The sequence below is a fragment of the Tropicimonas marinistellae genome (assembly GCF_001509585.1).
GTDB classification, from domain to species: Bacteria; Pseudomonadota; Alphaproteobacteria; order Rhodobacterales; family Rhodobacteraceae; genus Tropicimonas; species Tropicimonas marinistellae.
This window is the reverse complement of record NZ_LNCI01000004.1, coordinates 495,615-516,063: the sequence shown is the minus strand read 5'-3', so window position 1 is coordinate 516,063 and position 20,449 is coordinate 495,615. Positions and strand designations below refer to the sequence as shown.

Genomic DNA, 20,449 nt, shown 5'->3' with positions numbered 1-20,449 from the left:
GCGCCGCCGAAATGGCCGCCGAAATCTGAGGTTTTCTGAGGTTCTCTGAGGTTCTCGTAACCCACCTCGCTCGCGGTCTGCTGGCTGTATCCGGCACGGATCGCTGCTTGCGTGGCGTTGAGGTCGGTGAGGTACTCCTCGACGAACCGCTGCTGCTTGGCGGTGAGTTTCATGGTGTGCCTCCTGTGATCTGTTGGGTTCCGGTTGTTCGTCGTTGATCCGAGGTCGGGCGACTGTCGAGTACTACCTGTCATATAAGGCCCACCGTTCGGCACTGCTCCTCGGTGACCCGATCCTCGGCGATCAAGCGCCGCGCCTTGGCGGCGGTCACCCGTGATAGTAAATAACGTTTGCCGTCTCGGATCGCCTCGATCGTCATCTTGTCGGAGTCGACTCGTTCAACCTTCCCAGCCGCCTTTGCTCCGACCCGATCTTGCGATTTCCCACCGCATAGGATCGCGGACATGTACGCCAACGGTTGCGCGGCCCCGGATTTCTGCGCGGTCTCGAATGCAGCAAGGATTTCGGCGTCAGTGCGCCCATCCTTCCTCCATTTTCCTATCATAGATCGCGCGCTGGCTTCCGGCGTTCCGGCGGCCACGAGGCCTGGCGCCACGACGTCGAAAAGGATTTTCGAGACAGCAAACGAAACTACGCGGGTGGCGCCCTCTTCTTCCGAAGAGGAATTCTTATTTCTTTTATTTGTTGGCGCTGCTTTGGCCCCCGCTTGGCCCTCGCCGCTCTCGCCGCCCTGATATTCTCTGTAATTCACGATGGTTATGATGCTCCGGCCCTTGGCAGAGCCGTTGGCCGGTTCGATGACGATTGCGCCGTCAGCTTCGAGATCCCTCAGAAGCGTCCTTAAACGCTTTCGCGAAACTCCCGTCGCCTGGCAAATCTGCGACTGCGAGACACAAACCTGGCCGCGTTGGAGGTTAAAAATTTCGCCGCCGGACTTAAATCTCCGCTCGCGCCACGTTGCGCGCATTAGCATCCACAGCCAAACGCCGACGCGCTCCGCGTCCCCCTGGAATAGTGAGTGATCCCAAATAGCGCGGTACGCGGAAATCCACCCATTACCCGTCACGGCCGAACTCCCCGCTCGCGGGAGGTCGGCTCCCCTGGCGTCGGCCAGCGCAATTTCTGCCTAATCATTTTGCCCTCCAATTTGGATCACTGCCGCCGGCAGGAGGTGGGGATTTCGACCTTCAGGCGACGCGATCCTCTTCGACGCGCGCGAGCACGGCCAGCGCATCTGAGCGGCGCCAGCGCGACATGCCCCCAATTTTCAGAGGTTTGGGAAGGGTTCCATCCGCCACGCGGCGCCACCACGTCGCTTTTGAAATGCTCAAGATTGCGGCGCCCTCCACATCTCGGATGAGCGGATCCATTTCAGGCGCCACAACGGCATTGCACCCAATGCCGACCGTTGCGTGATTCCCCGCAAAGTTTTTTTTGCATACGTGCCTCCAATTTAGGGCGGGCGAGATCGCCCGCGCCCGAATGAGGCTAAATTATTTCGTTTCCCGGCCACCAACGGGGTGGGACGCTTTTTTCCGCGTGGAGAGCCAATTTTGAATAGTCTTCTTCTTCTCAAACGGTGGAGGCCTTTCGCCTGCCGTCCCAACCTTACTCCAGTGTGTCAGGATGAAGTCCGCACGTGCGCTGTCCGTCATTTCACGAGTGGCAAGCGCAATGACTTTCTCCGCATGTTCTCGCTGCGCCGCGGCCAACGCTGCTGTCCTCTTGTTGCTTTTCGCCCGACCTTCGTTTCCTATTGCCCATGCATGGAGAGAGATTTCGCGAGTTGCCGCGAGCGGTTCGAACTCCTTTCCCCACGCAGCCTGCGTGTGGCGACCGGCATAGAAGGCGATGCGAGCAACGTCCGCGACGGTCTCCTTGAGCCAATCCCGGTCCTCTTCGGCGTCCATTTCGGCACATGCGTACGCGGTCGCTATGTCGAGCGACGCAAGGTGTTCGAGTGCTTTTCCTGCGTGGTCTTCCCGCGACATCTCTTCGGGACCCTGCTTCTTGACCCCTTTCGCAGCTTCATTGGGACCAACAAACTCGACGAGATAGCTCTCGATGTGCTCGCGCTCGCCCACCCATTCCTCGCCCGCCGTTGGCGGCTCTCCGTCGACCTCAGCCACCAACTCACCAAGTTGCAGTATTATTGCGCCTCGTCGCCAGCGCTCATCATGCCCAGGCCAAATTTCCGGCGGGTAGCTCCACTTTAGGTGGCGCTCGCCGCGTTCCATGCCATTCTCGATCCTGATCTTCGGAACACCTTCCCTCAGGGCGGAGAGTAGCGCACGCAGAGGTGCCGGCTCATCTGGGTGTTCCGTTGCCCACCGTTCCCACCAATCCTCGATTTGGTTCCACAGGAGGCTCCACCCGCCAACGTTCTTGGAAATGTCTTCACGCGTGTCGGGCTTGGCATTCCTGATGTGTTCCAGCCATTCCTTTGACGAGAAGGTCTCGAGCCTATGCATTTGCCAGTCTCACCACCTGACCATCACCGCCGGTCACATGGCCCGCCCACCGCTCCAACAGTGCCCGGCGCTGCTCCAGGTAGTCCTTGCGGCGATAGGCGCGCTCGACTGATCCGCCGACGACATGGCCCAGTGTGGTTTCGGCAACCTCGTGTGGTGCATCCGTCGCTTCCGCCAGCCAGGTTCGCAGGGACGAACGAAAACCGTGGGGCCTTTCCGCCATGCCGCGCCGCTCCATTAGGCGGCTCATTGTGGCATCGCTGATGACACCTTTGCGGACGCTCGGGAACAGGAATCCGTTACGTGCGAATGGTATCGCGAGCCCGATCACGCGCTGCGCCTCGACCGAAAGGGGAACTCGGAAGTCGGATACTGCCCCAATGCGGCCCTTCATCAGGTCGGCCGGGACAGTCAGGGTATCCTGGTCTACGTGCTCCTCGCGAAGGAAGCGGACTGGTGCCGATCGGAGCCCGGTCAGGATCAACAAGCGCAAGGCCAGATGCGTGACGGTCGGCTCTTCCAGGCTGGCGTAGAAGTCCGGCACGTCCCGCCAGTCCATCGCCGGGATGTTCTTCGTTGCGTGACGGCTCCTACCCAGTAGGGCCTTCGCCTTTTCCGTCGCCTGCAGATCCACGTCGAGCCCGAGAGCTGCGGCATGCTTCATGCAGATCCCGAGCCGGTTGAGCGCCTTCCTCGCGGTATCGGCCTTGGTGTGCCAGAGCGGCGCGAGCGTGTCGCGAATGTCCATCTGGTCGATCTGGGACACGGGACGCTCCCACGGCAGGTCTCCTGGCTCGCGGGTCGATGCTCGTCTGGCCTTCCCGGGCGGTTTGCCCAGTGGCGTTTCAGCGTCGCGCGCCGTTCGCAGTTGAGGGAGCAGCGCAGGGATTGGACCATTACGGTCCACTCCGGCTTCCCTCTGTTGCTCCCCGCGTCGCCCTTGGGAGCCATGGCACTATCCGTAGGTATCAGGTCGCACGGGTCGTCAATATACTGTGCGGTCAGGCGGCGGCCGATGTCGCCACGGTGGTCGGGACGTAGTTGAGGATCGGCGCGAGCCAGCGTTCCGCCGCATCCACATCCATCCCCTTGCGACGGGCATAGTCCGCCACCTGGTCGCGCTCGACTTTTCCGACGCCGAAGTAATAGCTGTCCGGATGCCCGATATAGAGGCCGGAAACAGAGGACCCAGGCCACATCGCCATGCTTTCGGTCAGCCTCACGCCGGTCGCGGCCTCAGCGTCGAGGAGTCGGAAGAGCGTCTGTTTCTCCGTGTGGTCCGGCTGTGCCGGATAGCCCGGCGCGGGGCGGATGCCTGCGTAGGGCTCCCCGATCAGGTCCTGCGGCTCGAAAGCCTCGCCCGACGCATATCCCCAGAACTCGCGGCGCACCCGTTCGTGCAGCATCTCGGCCATCGCCTCGGCAATGCGGTCGGCCAGTGCCTTGACCATGATCGCCCCGTAATTGTCATTCGCCCGGTCGAGCCGCTCGGCGATGTCCGCCTCCTCCGGGCCCGCCGTGACAACGAAACCGCCGACATGATCCGCCCCGCGCCCTTCCGGCGCGATGAAGTCCGACAGCGCCACATTGGGCCGGCCGCCGCGCTTGGCGGTCTGCTGGCGCAGGGTGTGCAGGGTAGCAAGCGTTTCGTCGCGATCGTCATCGGCGAACAGGCGAATATCTTCTCCCACAGCATTGGCCGGCCAGAACCCGACCACCGCGCGCGGTGTGAACCAGCGCTCCTCCACGATCCGGCAGAGCATCTCCTGCGCATCGTCGAAGAGCGCGCGTGCAGCCGTGCCCTGCTTCTCATCCTCAAGGATCTTGGGATAGACGCCCCGCATTTCCCAGGTCTGGAAGAAAGGCGTCCAGTCGATGTAGCGGGCGATCTCTGCCAGATCCCAATCGGGCAGAACGCGCGTGCCCGTGAAGGACGGCGCCGGGGGCGTGTAGGCATCCCAGTCCAGCCTTAGGGCATTGGCGCGTGCCGCCGCCAGGGGCAGGCGGTTCTTCGCGCGCTCGCCGCGTTCGTGCTTCTCGGCCACGTCTGCGTATTCGGCACGGATACCCGCGACGTATTCGGCCTTCTGCGCGGGATTCAGCAGCGCACCGACTACCCCAACGGCGCGGCTTGCATCGGTCACATGGACCGTCTGTCCATTGGTGTAACGCGGTGCGATCTTGACGGCGGTATGCACCCTTGAGGTGGTCGCACCGCCGATCAGGAGCGGAATGTCGAAGCCCTCGCGCTCCATTTCGGTGGAGAGATGCACCATCTCGTCGAGGCTGGGGGTGATCAGGCCCGAAAGCCCGATCACGTCCACCTGTTCTTCCCGCGCAACCTGCAGGATCTTCTGCGGCGGCACCATCACGCCAAGGTCGACGATCTCGTAATTGTTGCAGGCCAGAACGACACCCACGATGTTCTTGCCGATGTCATGTACGTCGCCCTTGACGGTGGCCATGAGGATCTTGCCAGCCGCTTGCCGCCCGTCGCCACCGTTGCGGCGCTTCTCCTCCTCCATGTAGGGCAGGAGCACCGCGACAGCCTGTTTCATCACGCGCGCGGATTTCACCACCTGCGGCAGGAACATCTTGCCTGCGCCGAAGAGGTCGCCCACGACGTTCATCCCCGCCATCAGCGGCCCTTCGATGACATGCAGCGGGCGCTCGGCGGCCAGGCGCGCGGCCTCGGTATCCTCTTCGATGAATTCGGTGATGCCGTTGACGAGTGCGTGCTCCAGCCGCTTTTCCACTGGCCAGTCGCGCCAGGCCATGTCGCGCACCTTTTCCTCGCGCGCGCCGCCATGGAACCGTTCGGCGACCTCCAGCATCCGCTCGGTCGCGGTGCCGCCCGCTTCTGGTTCGCGATTGAGGACGACATCCTCGCAGGCCTCGCGCAACTCGGGGTCGATCTGGTCGTAGACGGCAAGCTGCCCGGCATTGACGATGCCCATGTCCATCCCGGCCTGGATGGCATGGAAGAGGAACACGGCATGCATCGCCTCGCGAACGGCTTCGTTGCCGCGGAAGCTGAAGCTTAGGTTCGACACGCCGCCCGAGACATGGGCATGCGGCAGGTTCGTCCGGATCCAGCGCGTTGCCTCGATGAAGTCGACGCCGTAATTGTCGTGCGCTTCGATCCCCGTTGCCACGGCGAAAATGTTGGGGTCGAAGATGATGTCCTCGGGCGGGAAACCCATCTCGTCCACGAGGATCCGGTAGGCGCGGGCGCAGATCTCGGTCTTGCGCTCGAACGTGTCGGCCTGTCCGGTCTCGTCAAAGGCCATGACCACCACCGCTGCGCCATAGGCCAGACACAGCGCGGCGTGATGGCGGAATGCTTCCTCGCCTTCCTTCAGGCTGATGGAGTTCACCACCGGCTTGCCTTGCACGCATTGCAGGCCCGCCTCGATCACCTCCCACTTGGAGCTGTCGATCATGATCGGCACGCGGGCGATGTCGGGCTCGGAGGCGACGAGATTCAGGAACTCGACCATCGCGGCTTTCGAGTCGATCAGCCCCTCGTCCATGTTCACGTCAATGATCTGCGCGCCGTTCTCGACCTGACTGCGGGCAACTTCGAGCGCGGCGGCGTAGTCCCGGTTCACGATCAGCTTGCGGAACCGGGCAGACCCGGTGACGTTGGTGCGTTCGCCCACGTTCACGAAGGGAATATCGGGTGTCAGCACAAAAGGCTCGAGGCCCGAGAGACGGAGATAACGGGTCATGAAGGCAGTTTCCGGGGGGCAATTGCGGCCACGGCGTCGGCAATGGCGCGGATGTGGTCAGGGGTCGTGCCACAGCAGCCACCGACGACATTGACGATTCCATCGCGCGCGAAGTCGGCGACCTGCGCGGCGGTCTGGTCTGGTGTTTCGTCATATGCGCCGAAGGCGTTGGGCAGACCGGCGTTGGGATAGGCGCAGGTGAGAGACGTCGCCACGCCGGCAATCTCGGCCATGTGCGGGCGCATCGCCGCGGCGCCGAGCGCGCAGTTCAACCCCACTGTGAAGGGGCGGGCATGAGACACCGAGTGCCAGAAAGCCGTGGGCGTCTGGCCCGACAAGGTGCGCCCCGAGGCATCGGTAATGGTGCCGGAAATCATGATCGGCAGACGGCGTCCCGCCTTTGCGAAGCTCTCGAAAGCGGCGAAGATCGCCGCCTTGGCGTTCAGCGTGTCAAAGATCGTCTCGATGAGTATCAGATCGGAGCCGCCTGCAATCAGGCCGTCGATCTGCTCGCCATAAGCGGTGCGCAGGTCGTCGAAGGTGACAGCGCGAAAGCCGGGGTCGTTCACATCCGGACTGATCGAGGCGGTGCGGTTGGTCGGCCCCACGGCCCCGGCAACGAAACGCGGACGGCCATCCTCCGCCTGTGCCCGGTCGGCGGCACGCCGTGCAACCTGCGCCCCCGCGACGTTCAGGTCGTGCACCGCGGCCTCAAGCCCGTAGTCGGCCTGCGCGATCGACGTCGAGGAGAATGTGTTCGTCTCAAGGATATCCGCGCCGGCCATGGCAAACTGGAACTGGATGTCCTCCACCGCCTTCGGCTGCGTCAGAACCAGCAGGTCGTTGTTGCCCTTCTGCGGATGATCGGGGTCGTAGTGATGCTGACAACCGGGGCCATGGATATGTCCCTGACCGGTGAAATCCTCTTCGGTCATCTGCAACGTCTGGATCATCGTCCCCATCGCTCCGTCGAGGATGAGGATCCGCTCGGCCGCGAGGGCGCGCAGCGTCGCGAGGCAGGGAGCTTCGGGTAGGGAGAAGTTCAACATGGGCGTCAGGGTCCGGGCGGCTTTTCGAGCCGGCACCATAGCGGATCTTGATCATGAGCTGAAACGAATGTTTCTCCAGATAATTATGAATTGCGCGCAAGTTCATCCCGCCAATTCCAGCAGGAAGCGAGCGCGTCAGTGGCTCCGGCGACACTTGCAGCGATGCCAGGAGGAGGTCGCAGAACACCGCGCGGGCCGCGCCCCGCTCCCGGTTGCGGAGGCAGTCACGGGATTGGCGCCTGATGGCGACACCGCACCATGTTCCCCTATTTCACGATCGGCCGAATACCGGCCGGCTATCACCATCAACGTCGAAACTGCCGAATTCATGACAGCTTTCACGGAAACCCCGACGGTTGGAAACCTACAGCGCGTTCAGGTGGAACTTGGGCAGAGGCTGACTGTCGCAGAGAACCTCGCTCACTAGGCGTCTGGCCGCCCGGCGATCCGGAATGGAATACCAGTCACCGCGGGGATAGACCGCGGCAACGGGTTGCGGATGGCAGGGCGACGGGCCGTCGCTCGTCGTGATCAGACAGCGCTCGGTGATCCCGGCAAGCGCGCATTCGGCCTTGATCATGTGTGCGAGGTTGGGCGCCCCGTGGAAAACCGGACGGGCGCCGTTGAAGACGATAACGTGAATGGTGAATTCGGGGCGCGCGGACGTCGCTTGCGGTTCCGGCACGGGCGCGGCGGGTTCAACCGGGTTGCCCGGCAGCGACAAAACCCGGCGCAGCAGGAATTCCATCCCCGCTTCTACCTGCACGGGGTCCGGGGCCGAACAGGATCTCCGCATCGTGGTTCTCTGTCCAGCTCGACCACTCGCGCGCAACGCCTCGCAGCCACGAGCGTAGGGTGTCGGTAAGGGGCAGGCCGATGGGTTGGACGCGGATGCGCCGACCGGCGGCGCTTCGGAGTGCATCGAGCGCGTCATATAGGCTCGCACCGCCCTCTTCGAGGCGGATCAGCAGATGCGGCAGCCGTGTCGCCTCGGCACAGATGGTTTCCAGCCGCCGGAAGGCGGCGGAATTCAGGACATCGGAACTGCAGACGAAAAGGATGCTGTCCGCGCCCGATATATCCGTGCGGAGGCCGGTCTGCGCCGGGCTCGTGGATCGGAATGGGATGATATTGCTGCTCGACATTGCGCCCTCCGCGCTGTCGCGGGGTGGGCCGGGAAGCGGTCTGTCGATGCGGCTGGGGCCGGTTCATGCATATCCGTCTCCTGCCGGGGCACCCCGCCCGGGTTGAGTTGATCACAGGATGGCAGGTCTCCTGACTCGCGGGTCGCAGCTTTCCCGATCCTTCCCGGCCGCTTGGTTTTTCGCCTTCGGCCAGTGGGTCGCTCGGGTCGCTCTCCGCTCACAGTTGCGGGGGCAGTCGCGGGATTGGCACCTGATGCAGTACCGCACCGCGTTCCCTTTTCATCCCCTTTCGGGGCACCATCAGAGTTTGGATACCAGCAGGCTGGACCGACTGTCCAGTTCCGCCGGTCGTTCCTGAGCGTCAGAAACACGGGTTTTTCGCGCGGGCGGCGTTCTGCCTCAGTCCTTGCCCGGGCCTTGGAACAGGCTCAGGATTTCGTCCGTCGCCAGCGTTACCGTCAGATCGCCCGTCTTCAGCGCCTCGCTGATCCGAGGCAGCTCAGCGACCACATCGGGGTGGCTCCGAAGGTCCGTCATCAAGCGATCCTGCAGCGCACTCCAGACGGCCTTCCAGCGCTGACCTTGCCGCTTCTCCTGGAACTCGCCTGTGGCGGTGAGCGTGGTGCGATACTCTTCCAGCCGGGCCCAGATGTCATCCATGCCGATGTTCTTCAGCGCGCTGCACATCTCCACCGGCGGCTGCCAGTTGGGGCTGCGCTGCTGCATGATATGGAGCGCGTTGCGGTAATGGACCGCTGCCTGTTTGGCGCGGATCTCGTTGTCGGCATCGGCCTTGTTGACAACGATCATGTCGGCGATCTCAAGAACGCCCTTCTTGATCCCCTGCAACTCGTCGCCGGCGCCGGGCAGCATCAGCACGAGGAAGAAATCGGTCATGTCGGAGACCGCCACTTCCGACTGTCCTGCGCCCACCGTCTCCACCAGCACCACGTCGAAGCCCGCCGCCTCGCAGGCGATCAGTGTCTGCCGCGTGGTTCGGGTGACGCCGCCCAGCGAGCCGCCCGAGGGAGAGGGGCGGATGAAGGCATTGTCCTGCACGCCGAGCCGCGCCATGCGGGTTTTGTCGCCGAGGATCGAGCCGCCGGTTATCGGGCTGGTCGGGTCGACCGCGAGCACGGCAACCTTCTTGCCAGCCTCGATCAGATTGCAGCCGAAGGCCTCGATGAACGTGCTCTTGCCCACGCCCGGCACACCGGTGATGCCGATGCGATAGGATTTGCCGGCATGTGGCAGCAGCTTCAGGCTCAGCTCTGCGGCCTGTTTCTGGTGTTTCGGATTGCGGCTCTCGATCAGCGTGATCGCGCGGCCAAGCATCGAGCGGTCACCGGCAATCACACCCTCAGCCAGTTCATCCACGCCGGGGCGTCCGACGATTTTCCTGGGCGCCGGTGCTGCGGGAACATACGATGCCGGCTCCTCGAAGATGTTGTCCATCTTGTACGGGTCGTCACTTGCCGCCATGCGATCTCTCCGCCGATCTGTGTATTGCATGCGCGCCAGCCAGTTCGGCGCGACAGCAGAATGAGGGCGGAACTCACGCCCTCCCGCCCGTATTCAGGACGGTCTACGCGGCTTCGCTCTCGTATCCCAGCTTTCTGTTGAGGGATTCGATCAGGCTGATCGCGGCCTTGCTGATCACCGTGCCCGGCGGGTAGATGGCCTCGGCTCCGGCGGCATAGAGTTCCTCGTAATCCTGAGGTGGGATCACGCCGCCGGCGACAATAAGGATGTCTTCTCGGCCAAGCTTGGTCAGTTCCCGCTTCAACTCGGGGATCAGCGTCAGGTGCCCGGCCGCGAGCGAGCTGGCGCCCACCACATGGACGTCATTCTCGACGGCCTGGCGTGCGGCCTCCTCGGGCGTCTGGAAAAGCGGTCCGATATCGACGTCGAAGCCGAGATCGGCGAAGGCCGACGCAATCACCTTCTGGCCACGGTCGTGCCCGTCCTGGCCCATCTTGGCGATCAGGATCCGCGGGCGGCGTCCGTCGTTCTCCTCGAAGACATCGACCATTTTATGCACAGTGTTGACCACGTCGGATGCCTCCCCAACCTCGCCGCTGTAGACGCCAGAGATCGCACGGATCTCCGCTTTGTGGCGATCATAGACCTTCTCCAGCGCGTCGCTGATCTCGCCCACAGAACATTTGGCGCGAGCCGCCTCGACGGCAAGCTGCAGCAGGTTGCCTTCGCCGCTCGCTGCGGCATTGGTCAGCGCGTTCAGCCGCTGCTCGACCTCGTGATGGTCGCGCTCCCTGCGCAGCTGCTCCAGCTGGGCGATCTGCTGGGCGCGCACCTGGGCGTTGTCGACCTTGAGGACGGTGACATCCTCTTTCTCGGTCAACAGGTACTTGTTGACGCCCACCACGGTTTGCCGGCCGGAGTCGATCCGGGCTTGCGTCCGCGCGGCGGCCTCTTCGATGCGCAGCTTCGGAATGCCGGCCTCGATGGCCTTGGTCATCCCGCCGGATTGCTCGACTTCCTGGATATGGCCCCAGGCCTTCTCGGCCAGCTGCCGGGTCAGCCGCTCGACATAGTAGGAGCCGGCCCAGGGGTCGATCACATTGGTCGTGCCGCTTTCCTGTTGCAGGAAGAGCTGGGTGTTGCGCGCGATCCGGGCGGAGAAGTCGGTGGGCAGCGCCAGCGCCTCGTCGAGCGCGTTGGTGTGCAGCGACTGAGTGTGGCCCTGCGTGGCGCCCATGGCCTCGACACAGGTCCGCACCACGTTGTTGTAGACGTCCTGCGCGGTGAGCGACCAGCCGGAGGTCTGCGAATGGGTGCGCAGCGCCATCGACTTCTTGTTCTGCGGATCGAACTGCTTGATGAGCTTGGCCCAGAGCATCCGGGCGGCACGCATCTTGGCCACTTCCATGTAGAAGTTCATGCCGATCGCCCAGAAGAAAGAGAGCCGCGGAGCGAATTGGTCGATGGTGAGCCCCGCCTGCAGACCGCAGCGGGCATATTCGACACCGTCGGCCAGCGTATAGGCCATCTCCAGGTCCGCGGTCGCCCCGGCTTCCTGCATGTGGTAGCCGGAGATCGAGATCGAGTTGAATTTCGGCATGTTCTGCGACGTGAACGCGAAAATGTCGGAAATGATCCGGATCGACGGGGTCGGCGGGTAGATATAGGTGTTGCGGACCATGAACTCCTTGAGGATGTCGTTCTGGATGGTCCCGGCGAGTTGCTCGTGCTTCACGCCCTGTTCTTCGGCGGCGACGATATAGAGGGCCAGCACCGGCAGCACCGCGCCGTTCATCGTCATCGAGACCGACATCTGGTCGAGCGGGATCGAGTCGAACAGCACCCGCATGTCGAGGATCGAGTCGATGGCAACGCCGGCCATGCCCACGTCACCGGCCACCCGGGGATTGTCGGAATCGTAGCCCCGGTGGGTGGCGAGGTCGAAGGCCACTGACAGGCCCTTCTGACCGGCGGCAAGGTTGCGGCGGTAGAAGGCGTTGGAATCCTTGGCCGTGGAGAAGCCGGCATATTGCCGGACCGTCCATGGCCGGGTGACATACATGGTCGAATAGGGCCCCCGCAGATAGGGCGGCATGCCGGCCAGGGTCTGCAGGTGGTCAATGCCCTCAAGGTCGGACGCGGTGTAGAGCGGCTTGACGCCAATCTGCTCCGGGGTCTCCCAGATGCAGTTTTCGGGAACCTTGCCGGTCTGGGCTTCGAAGGCGCCGGCCCAGTCGGCGTACCCGCCGGAGGATTTCACATCGGATTGCAGCGGGACCTGGGAAAAGTCGGGGAAGCTTGCCATGATCAGAGCACTCCGAGGCGGGTCAGGGTTGCGCGGGTCATCGAAAGCACATCCGCACCCATGAAGATGAAGTCGTCGATACCGGCGGCCTGATAGGCCTCCTTCTTCTCGCCCGGTGCCCCGGCGAGGAAGATGTAGTCACAACCGGCGGCTTTCAGAGCCCTGGCCACGCCTTCGGCCATTTCCTCATAGACCGGGTCGGCCGAGCAGAGGATGGCGATGCGGGAGCCGCTTTCCTTGAAGCCGTCGGCGCAACTCTCGGCATCCATGAAACCGGTATTGCCGATGGCCTCGATGCCGGCGACCTCGAAGAAGTTCTTGGCGAATGTCGCCCGCGCCGTGTGCTTGGCAACGGCGGCAAGATTGGCCAGGAAGATCGTTGGCCTCGCGCCTGTCTTGTCCTTGTAGGTGTCGGCCGCGTCGCGGAGTTCCTCGAACCGTTCGGCAAGCCGGTGGCTCGGCAGCGGCGTGATTTCGGTGGCCTCGCCGGCCAGCGCGCCGGCAATCTGGCCGATGGTGGCCCCGGCCGCGGCCGCGGCCGCCGCGCTTTCGGCGTCTTCCACCGCGCTCACGAGTTCAGCGCCCTTGCGGCCAGCGGCCACGCGCGCGGCGGCGGCGCTGCGGATCGCGGGCAGGTCGGGCAGCTCGCCTTCGACCGACTCTTCCAGCACATTGGGGAATTCGCTGACGCCGGTGATCGGGTCCTTCCGCTTGGCCAGCGCTTTTTCGCGTTCGGCCCAGGAGGCGGCGATCTTTTCGGCGATGGAGCCGTCCTTGATGCCGGTGAGAATGCCGCCCGCGGCCTCGATGGCCTGGAACTCGGCCCAGGCGGCCTCGGCCAGCTCGTCGGTGCGGGCCTCGACATACCAGGAGCCCCCGCCCGGATCGATCACCTTGGCGAGGTTCGATTCCTCGGCGAGGATCACCTGCGTATTGCGGGCGATGCGCCGGCCCAGCTCGTCGGAATGGCCGATGGCCGCGTCGAAGGGCCAGACGGTGATGGAATCCGCGCCGCCAATGGCGGAGGCAAAGCAGGAGACCGTCGTGCGCAGCATGTTCACCCAAGGGTCGCGCTTGGTGAACATCCGCCGGGCAGAGACCGCATCCAGCCGCATCGCGCGGGCGTCCTCGGAAACACCGCAGGCCTCCGTTACACGCGCCCAGAGCTTGCGCGCCGCGCGCAGCTTGGCGATGCCGAGGAACTGGTCGCAGGTGACCGGATAGGTGAAGAGGATCTGCCGGGCGGCATCGTCGATGGAAAGCCCCGCGTCGGCCATCGCCTTGAGATAGGTGAGTGCCGTTGACATGGAGATCGCAAGGTCCTGGCTCTCGTTCGCGCCGGCCTCGTGATAGGGCGAGGTGTCAACGGCCACGGACGTGGCGAGCGGCCAGGCCTTGGAGGTGTAGACCGCCAGATCGGCCATCTGCTCCAGAGCCACCTCCGGTGTCACCGGCAGGCTGCCGGTGCCGGCCAGAACGCCGAGCGGGTCGGCATTGAACGCGCCCCTGGCAGCCTCCGGCCCAACGCCGCGGCGGCGCCACAACGCATCGAGTAGGCCGGCGGCGGCAACGAACTGCGGCCCCGCGTCGAGCGAGATCGTGAGCAACTCGGGCAGCACCCCGGTCAGCAGCCGGTCGAGATCGTCCAGCGTGGCGACGGAGATCCCCTCCACACCCACCAGCGCCTCGGCCGCTGCATGGTCAGGGTCGAGCCCGGCCCGCGAAGCCGCGTCGAGCACGATGTGAACGGAGGTCACGCCGCGTGTCAGGTCATTTAGGATGATATCGTTGCACTTTGCCGCGTCTGGGAATGTAAAGCGCTGCCGAACATCCCAATTGCCTGTCCTGTTCCCGGAGGCATGTCCGGCACGTGTGAGAGGCATGGTGCCCGGGAAGCCGGAAGGATCGCCCTGGGGCGCCCAGTCTTCCTGGGTGTAGATCGGGCGAAGGGTCACGCCTTCGTACGTCCGCGTGGACATCTTCTTGTCAAAAGGAGCGCCCTTGAGGACCCTTTCCACTTCCGCCACCCACTCTTCGCGGGACGGAACAGGGAAGTCATCGGTGAATCGGAGCGGTTTGTCGGTCATGGTCTCTCCGGCATCGTTGGGGTTTGGGTCTCGTGTCGTTGTCGCGCAGACAATCGCCCGGAGACCTCGATGCATCGCTTCTGCTGCCGGTTATGTCCGTGCGCATCAAAGGTCTACGCGGTATCGCGCCGCATCCGCTCTCAGCGCAATGCAGGTCTTCTTGACGCGCCGGTTGTCCACCCAACCACAATTCCAGTTTCGACGGACAGCGAGCAGAATCCCAAAGGACAACGATATAGGCGGCCTGACGAAGCTGTCCCGCGGCTCCGGTTTCGGCACGGTTTGGGTTCACCCCGTCTTGCGGATACAAAACCCTGCAACGGGGGCAAACGGCGGACCTGTTCTTCGTCTACCGCAAGAAGCAGACGGGAGCCGACACGCGGAGGTTTCTGAAGTGATGAACCCTGGGTTCTGTTCCGCATCGCGTTGGTCGGTTCTGATCGCGTGGCAGCGGTCCGGCCCGGTTGCATGTGCTTCCCGGCCAGAGGAGCGTCGCGATCCGCGGGGCTGGATCAACAGCGAGGCGGCGTTTCGACGGCGAAGCTCCTGGCCCGCGCGCGCCACCTGTACGACGTCTTCACTTGTGTGTTGGCGTCCGCAAAATGCCTTCGACCTCCATCTCCACCTCGTCAGCCATGCAGCGAAACTGGTGTGCGAAGTCGGGTCTGCCCAACCAAGCCTGCAGCGACGCCAGCGCCGCACCGTAGTCCTCGCAGAGATCGCGGAAGTACGTGTCGGTTGCGAAGAGGTGCACAAGGCGGGCATTGTCGGTGTCGAACTTCTTCAGGAGAGCCGCCAAGCCATCAGTCCGAATGCTGGTACTCCGGGCGCCGTTCAATTGTCCCCCCCCAAGTGGCTTCAATCGCGATTTCGCCACCGCCCCACAGAACTGGAAGTTCACCCCGGCGAAGACGCCCCATTCGGAATGGTACCGTTGACCAAGACGTTGGCCAGACCGAGCGACCATTTGCCCGAACCGAGCGTGCCTTCCTCAGCTGTGGGCCATGACCTGTGGAGCGATGCCGAAGCTGACCGCGGATTGCCGGTGTCGAACAGGTAGGCGGCAGAGATATTGAGATCGCCGACGCCCGTTTCCACCGCGGCCAGCTATCTCATTTCGCTTTCTCGATGTCCGGCAGAACCCATGTCCTGTCGAGGAACGCCTGTTTCGGAGAGTAGAACCGGAAATAGGGGAACCACCCTTTGCCGGGCAAAGTTTCGATCCAGTTCCTCTCCAGGTCGCCTTCCGGCTTGTCCGGCCCGATATAGAGATCGACCGAACCGTCGTCGTTGACGTGTAGATCCATTTTCGAGGAACGGTCGGCCAGCTGCGTGTTGTTCACCGTTATGGCACGGGTGGCCACGTCATATACGGTCATCGACCAGAAGGCCTCGGCCGGTGCGTCGGGCGGAACGTGGAGCGTGTAGTTCATTCCTCCGTCCAGCCAGTCGCGATCGGCGTCGCGGTAGGTGGCCATGTAGATCTGACCCTCCCCGCCGTAACGTTGAGCATGCATCCGTGGATCGTTGGTGACCGCCTCGTAGAACCACGCCGCGCGGGCATCCAAATCGTCATAGTGCTCGCGTCGCTGGCTGGGGTGGGACACCGTGGCGAATTCCCACATCGAGCCGTCCACGTAGATCGCGTCCTCCAGTCGCTCCTTGTTGAAGTCGTTGGCTTTCGCCATGGCTTCGCCGACAAGCGCCGCTTCTTCGAGGATCTGCCGCTGGCGCTCATCGGGTTCGAAGGGTTTTCCCTTCTCGATCCCCAGCGGCTTCAGCATTGCCATGAAGAACCGGTCACGCTCCTGAACGGGTTCGCGGTTGATGATGTCGGCGAGGCGTTCCCAATACGCAATTCCACGTGGTTGCCAGGCTTCGTACTTCTTGCCTTCTGGAAGCAGGTAGCCCCGTGGCTTGGGATCGTGTCGCTCTGAGAATGGATAGATCTTCAGGTTTTCGAGGATGGCCTGGCGGGTTTCGTCGTCGTCCGCCATCAGGCGGATGCCGGGGAGAACGTTGTTGGTATTGAAGCTGATCACACGGAAGCCCCAGTAGGCTGCCTCCAGCACGTCGTCCCTTTCCACGTCCTGTTCCGGCCCAATGAGAATGTACTTCTGTCCGCCTTCGACCTTCGCTACCCCGAGCTGCCAGAAATCGTTGAACGCGCCCCGGAGTTCTGCGGCGGGCACTTCGACGATCCAGGGCTCCTCGGTTAAATCGATGAAGGGAAGCACATAGGGCGTCGTCGTGTTGTAGGTGAGCCCGCCGAGCTTGTCCGTGTAGCTCAAGGCATAAACGGCCTGGCCGTTCTCGGCTCCCAACTCGTTCTCGTGAGACCACCGCCATTGCTCCATGGACACGATCGGAAGCGCCCATAGATAGGCCTGGCAGGCGCGCTGGAAGTCGATCTCGCTAAACAGTTTTTCCTGTGCTTCGGTCGTCGGGTAACCGTTCTCGAAGTCATGGGTGAATTCGAGCTGGCCGATGCGGGTGTCGATGGTTTCTGCCGAGAGCGAGGTTGCTACCGTCAGGGCAAGCGCCGAGGCGGTCACAGTCAGGTGTTTCAGCATGTCGGTTCTCCCAAGTCAGTCATGAAAAAAGAAGCCGCGGCGCAGGATTGCGCCGCGATCATCGGCATCACTCGACCTTGACGAGATCGTCGGGCTTCCAGGTCAGATCGAAAAACTCCACGCCGGTTCCGTAGAGGCGCAATGCGACGAGGAAGTTGCGATCCGCAACCGTCTGGATCCAGTTCGACTCCGGCGCCTCAGCCGGTTTCTCGGCCCCGAACCAGAGATCGATCGAGCCATCCTCGTTGGTCTCGACGTCGTAGAAACCGTTGATTGATGGCAGCAGCTGCGGGGTTTCCGGCATTGACCCGTCGGTGATGTTGTAGGCGGTCACGGCCCAGAAGAGCGCTGCCGGCGGGTTCGGTGGCAGGTGCAACCTGTAGGCGTTGGAGCCATTCAGGAAGTCACCATCGGCGTCGCGGGTCGTGTTGGGGTATTTCGACCCTGCGCCCAGCGTCCGCATGACCATTGCCGGTGCCGACGAATAGGCAAACTGGAAATAGGAGGCACGCTGGTCGAGGTCGATGTAGCCGTCCCGGTACCACTCTGCTGTGGCGCCGCCCCAGGCGTTCTCGTATTGCCGGTCCTCGTAGTACATGTTGCGTCCGTCCGGACGGCCAAGCTGGCGGCCGGCAAGGATCATTTTCGGCGCCGTCTCGACGGCCTTCTGCAGCAATTCCTGCTGCTTGTCCGTCGGCTCGAAGGGCTCACCCTTGATGATGCCGATGGAGGCCAGTACGCCGCGCGTCTCGGGGTCCATTGCCGAGAGCGGTTCGTAATCCACGAACTCCTTGAGCTTGGCCCAGTAGGTCGTGTCGACCGGGTACATCATGTTGACCCGCACACCGCTGGCGTTCGGAAACTCCATCGGCTTCACCTCGCGCTCGACGCCGCTAAGCGGGTAGATCCGGGTCTGCTCGGCCAGAGCCACCGCCGGTGCCGGGTCCGGGCCATCACCGCCCTTTTCCATGACCGTGCGGAAGAACAGGAAGACGTTGTAGGTCCGGGACTGAACCACGTAGTAGCCCCCTGGAACCGGCCCGTCATAATTCGGCGGCAAGATCAGGTAGAGGCCGCCGCGCGCCCGGTCCGGGCCGACAGCGCCGACATCGGTGATCGTGCGCTGGAAGAAGTCCGTGAACATCCCGATCACGTTTGGCGGTGCCGCGACGACGAGCGGTCCGGTTTCCTTCAGGTCGAGGTAGCTCATCGAATAGATCACGTCGGCGTTGGGCGTTGGCACCCATGTGCGGCTGTCCATCCGATCCTTCCAGATCGGCAGGACGTTGTAGCCTTCGCCAAACTCTGCCTCGGAGCCGTCGCGCATGCCGATCACGTTCATCGCCGGCTGCATCAGGAAATAGGCATGGATCGCCCGCTGGTAGTAGAGCGCGTCGACCAGTTCCTGCGCCTCAGCCGGGTCAAGCCAGTTGCCGCCGTTGATCTGCTCCATAAGGGGTGGAATTGCACCTTCCTGAGCGATCAACGGGGGCGCAACCGAGGCCAATGCGGCGAAAGCCGCGCCTAAGAAAAGATCTTTCAATTCATGGTTCATTTGGGATTTCTCCACAGGGAATAATTCCCCCGGATTGACATCCGAACGTTATTCGACCCACCCGCGCGCCCAATGACCCGGGGATACGCGGGAACGCGGATGGGAACCGCCCGAGGGAAGCGGTTATTCGGCGGCCTGAAGCGTCACATTGTAGACATTGCCATTCGACAAGGTCATCTCGACGTCCATGGGATCGGACAGGTTGGAGGTGTCGATATCCCCGATGACCGCGCAAACGTCGTGGCCAAAGTTCTCTTCACCGGTGGCCTCTTTGATCTCCATAGTCTGCTTTTCGTCGATCGTGACTTTGATGTCTTCGCAGATGACCGTGGTCATCGTTTCTGCACCGGCGACGCCTGCGGTCAGAATTAGCGCGGTGGCAGCCAGTGTGCGTGTGAGTTTCATGATTGGTTTCCTCCCAGTCTCAATCAATGGGGCAGGCGTCTAGGAAACACCCGCCTCCTGTTGAAGAATTGGGGAAGCAAGCCCGGTCGAGGCCGTCTTCAATCCACCGCATCGACACAGGGAAAATCAAAAACACGTCTCGCCGTGTCGCCTCCCCCTACGTGACCCGCAATGTTCGGAACACCACTCACCTGTCCGGAACACTCGCAAAACCGCGAGAAATGCTACGGTTCACGTTGGGTAAATCTACCTCACGCGAATTCGGCCAGCTATTCACATTCCGCCAAATTCACAGGCAGACGCGGATAAATCAGATTGTGTTTATAGCTACCCGGGAATCTGCGCGCGCTCGATAGCCCGTGTGGGGCGGGTACGCGCAAGGGTTTGGGATGGAAGTTCACCAAAGATATCTTTGTATTGACCTGAAACGCGGCCAAGTTGGTCCAGCCCCCAGGAGTTGGCTGCGCGCGTGACAGATACGTCATGCCGCGTCGTCTCCAAAAGGGTCTGACGCATACGATGCAGACGCATCGTCCGAATGTAGACTTGCGGCGGCTGGCCAAGGATTTCCTGGAAGGCTCGAAGCAACGTCCGATGCGATGTGAAGGCCGCCGCCGCGATGTCGTCGAGGGAAATTGCCTCATCAAGATGTGCGTCTATGTACTCCCGAGCCAAAGTCACAATACGGGCTCGGCCACGTATGTTGGCCGGTCCGGCTTCAATGCGAGGCTTTCTCGCGAACTCTTCGATCATGTAAGTTAGCAGGGCGCGACCAAGACCGGTGGCAGAAGTTTCTCCCGAATGAACTCTCTCCATGGCAACGCAAAGGCCGTTCCAATTAGGGATCTTGGGCGGCACGTTCTTGAATCCGCTTCCACCGAGTTGCCGTGCATCCAGAACGAGCCCAACCTTGGCGGCTTCGGCCTCAAGGTGATCCATCGACATGGATGCGGTGGCATAGAGCGATCCCGGAAGGTATTGGGCCTCGTGCACGTCTCCGGCATGAAAGACCCCAACAACGCCGCTGCATATTTCCTGCTGCCAGAGCCGCGATCCCGGCGCTATTCGCAGGCCAATGCCAATCGTGACCATATCCTCGGAAAGCGGCCCCGTAAGCGCGATCCGTCCGCCAATCCGGCCACTGCTGTATAAAATGCCGTCAGACTTGCGAAATACCAAGCTCCCGATGGCGGCTTGTCGGGTGAGTTGCACCGCTTGAAGACCAGCACCTTTGACGGCATCCCTGAGATCCTCGATCCCCTCGATGCTCATGTGCGTCCACTGGTCTGGTTTGCTCAGCATGATAGGTCATCCAGAAGCTACACCACGAAATACGACTGTGCACTCCTCACCACCGTTACCGTCTGCTATCGAGATCCAAAATAAAACAGTGAAACCTTCATACATCGGCAGGCATTCCGGAGCATTGATTTCGCGCAAGCTGCCGCGAACGCGCCGGAACTGTAACGGTGTCTTCCGAAATGTGGTCGTCCCTTGGTAACCGGATGGGCGCCGACGGTCGCCCGAAGGCATTCCCGAAAGCGGCCGATGGAGTGTGCGGCGTTCTCGTTGAGTTCGTGGCGGCACGTCAAGGCGACGCCGGACACCACGAGATTAGTTGAGTT

Annotated in this window: 17 protein-coding genes and 2 riboswitches; all 17 genes read right to left on the bottom strand. The window is 62.6% G+C overall.

Annotated features, from left to right (window positions below; all coding sequences use genetic code 11):
* Positions 1-173, bottom strand: a 173-nt coding sequence (locus ARC39_RS25285; RefSeq protein ID WP_149866388.1) for a terminase small subunit, incomplete at its 3' end; no start/stop codon positions are given.
* Between the two features lie 77 nt (positions 174-250).
* Entirely contained in the window at positions 251-1,087 is an 837-nt protein-coding gene (locus ARC39_RS11230) for a hypothetical protein (RefSeq protein WP_068114407.1), read from the bottom strand.
* 121 nt (positions 1,088-1,208) lie between these two features.
* Entirely contained in the window at positions 1,209-1,391 is a 183-nt protein-coding gene (locus tag ARC39_RS11225; RefSeq protein WP_068114405.1) for a helix-turn-helix transcriptional regulator, read from the bottom strand.
* Positions 1,392-1,514: 123 nt separating this feature from the next.
* Positions 1,515-2,492, bottom strand: a complete 978-nt coding sequence (locus ARC39_RS11220; RefSeq protein ID WP_068114404.1) for a hypothetical protein — start codon at positions 2,490-2,492, stop codon at positions 1,515-1,517.
* Entirely contained in the window at positions 2,485-3,258 is a 774-nt protein-coding gene (locus ARC39_RS11215; protein WP_438273262.1) for a tyrosine-type recombinase/integrase, read from the bottom strand. Before ARC39_RS11215 ends, ARC39_RS11220 begins: the two co-directional genes overlap by 8 nt.
* Positions 3,255-3,459: riboswitch (cobalamin riboswitch) on the bottom strand. (Overlaps the previous gene by 4 nt.)
* Before the next feature lie 34 nt (positions 3,460-3,493).
* The gene (metH, locus tag ARC39_RS11210) at positions 3,494-6,223 is read right to left on the bottom strand and encodes a methionine synthase (protein ID WP_068114401.1); all 2,730 of its coding nucleotides are present in this window, start codon (positions 6,221-6,223) and stop codon (positions 3,494-3,496) included.
* Positions 6,220-7,272 (bottom strand): homocysteine S-methyltransferase family protein, encoded by a 1,053-nt coding sequence (locus ARC39_RS11205; RefSeq protein WP_068114485.1) that lies wholly within the window; start codon positions 7,270-7,272, stop codon positions 6,220-6,222. The genes metH and ARC39_RS11205 overlap by 4 nt, the downstream gene beginning before the upstream one ends.
* 364 nt (positions 7,273-7,636) lie before the next feature.
* Positions 7,637-8,020: a hypothetical protein gene (locus ARC39_RS11200; protein WP_068114400.1), complete on the bottom strand. Its 384-nt coding sequence runs from the start codon at positions 8,018-8,020 to the stop codon at positions 7,637-7,639.
* Positions 7,971-8,417 (bottom strand): hypothetical protein, encoded by a 447-nt coding sequence (locus tag ARC39_RS11195; protein WP_068114394.1) that lies wholly within the window; start codon positions 8,415-8,417, stop codon positions 7,971-7,973. The genes ARC39_RS11200 and ARC39_RS11195 overlap by 50 nt, the downstream gene beginning before the upstream one ends.
* A gap of 103 nt (positions 8,418-8,520) precedes the next feature.
* Positions 8,521-8,734, bottom strand: a riboswitch (cobalamin riboswitch).
* A gap of 82 nt (positions 8,735-8,816) precedes the next feature.
* Positions 8,817-9,899, bottom strand: a complete 1,083-nt coding sequence (gene meaB, locus ARC39_RS11190; RefSeq protein ID WP_236545237.1) for a methylmalonyl Co-A mutase-associated GTPase MeaB — start codon at positions 9,897-9,899, stop codon at positions 8,817-8,819.
* 103 nt (positions 9,900-10,002) lie between these two features.
* Positions 10,003-12,204 (bottom strand): methylmalonyl-CoA mutase, encoded by a 2,202-nt coding sequence (scpA, locus tag ARC39_RS11185; protein WP_068114392.1) that lies wholly within the window; start codon positions 12,202-12,204, stop codon positions 10,003-10,005.
* 2 nt (positions 12,205-12,206) lie between these two features.
* Positions 12,207-14,291 carry a methylmalonyl-CoA mutase family protein gene (locus ARC39_RS11180; RefSeq protein ID WP_068114390.1) on the bottom strand — a complete coding sequence of 695 codons (2,085 nt, stop codon included), beginning with the start codon at positions 14,289-14,291 and terminating at the stop codon, positions 12,207-12,209.
* 577 nt (positions 14,292-14,868) lie between these two features.
* Positions 14,869-15,090: a hypothetical protein gene (locus tag ARC39_RS11175; protein WP_068114388.1), complete on the bottom strand. Its 222-nt coding sequence runs from the start codon at positions 15,088-15,090 to the stop codon at positions 14,869-14,871.
* 313 nt (positions 15,091-15,403) lie between these two features.
* Positions 15,404-16,864 carry a DUF1254 domain-containing protein gene (locus ARC39_RS11165; protein ID WP_068114385.1) on the bottom strand — a complete coding sequence of 487 codons (1,461 nt, stop codon included), beginning with the start codon at positions 16,862-16,864 and terminating at the stop codon, positions 15,404-15,406.
* Between the two features lie 67 nt (positions 16,865-16,931).
* Complete coding sequence (locus ARC39_RS11160; RefSeq protein ID WP_068114383.1) at positions 16,932-18,419, bottom strand: DUF1254 domain-containing protein; 1,488 nt, start codon at positions 18,417-18,419, stop codon at positions 16,932-16,934.
* Positions 18,420-18,542: 123 nt separating this feature from the next.
* Entirely contained in the window at positions 18,543-18,824 is a 282-nt protein-coding gene (locus ARC39_RS11155) for a hypothetical protein (RefSeq protein WP_068114382.1), read from the bottom strand.
* 327 nt (positions 18,825-19,151) lie between these two features.
* Positions 19,152-20,096: a helix-turn-helix domain-containing protein gene (locus ARC39_RS11150; RefSeq protein WP_161470957.1), complete on the bottom strand. Its 945-nt coding sequence runs from the start codon at positions 20,094-20,096 to the stop codon at positions 19,152-19,154.
* Positions 20,097-20,449: the final 353 nt, after the last annotated feature.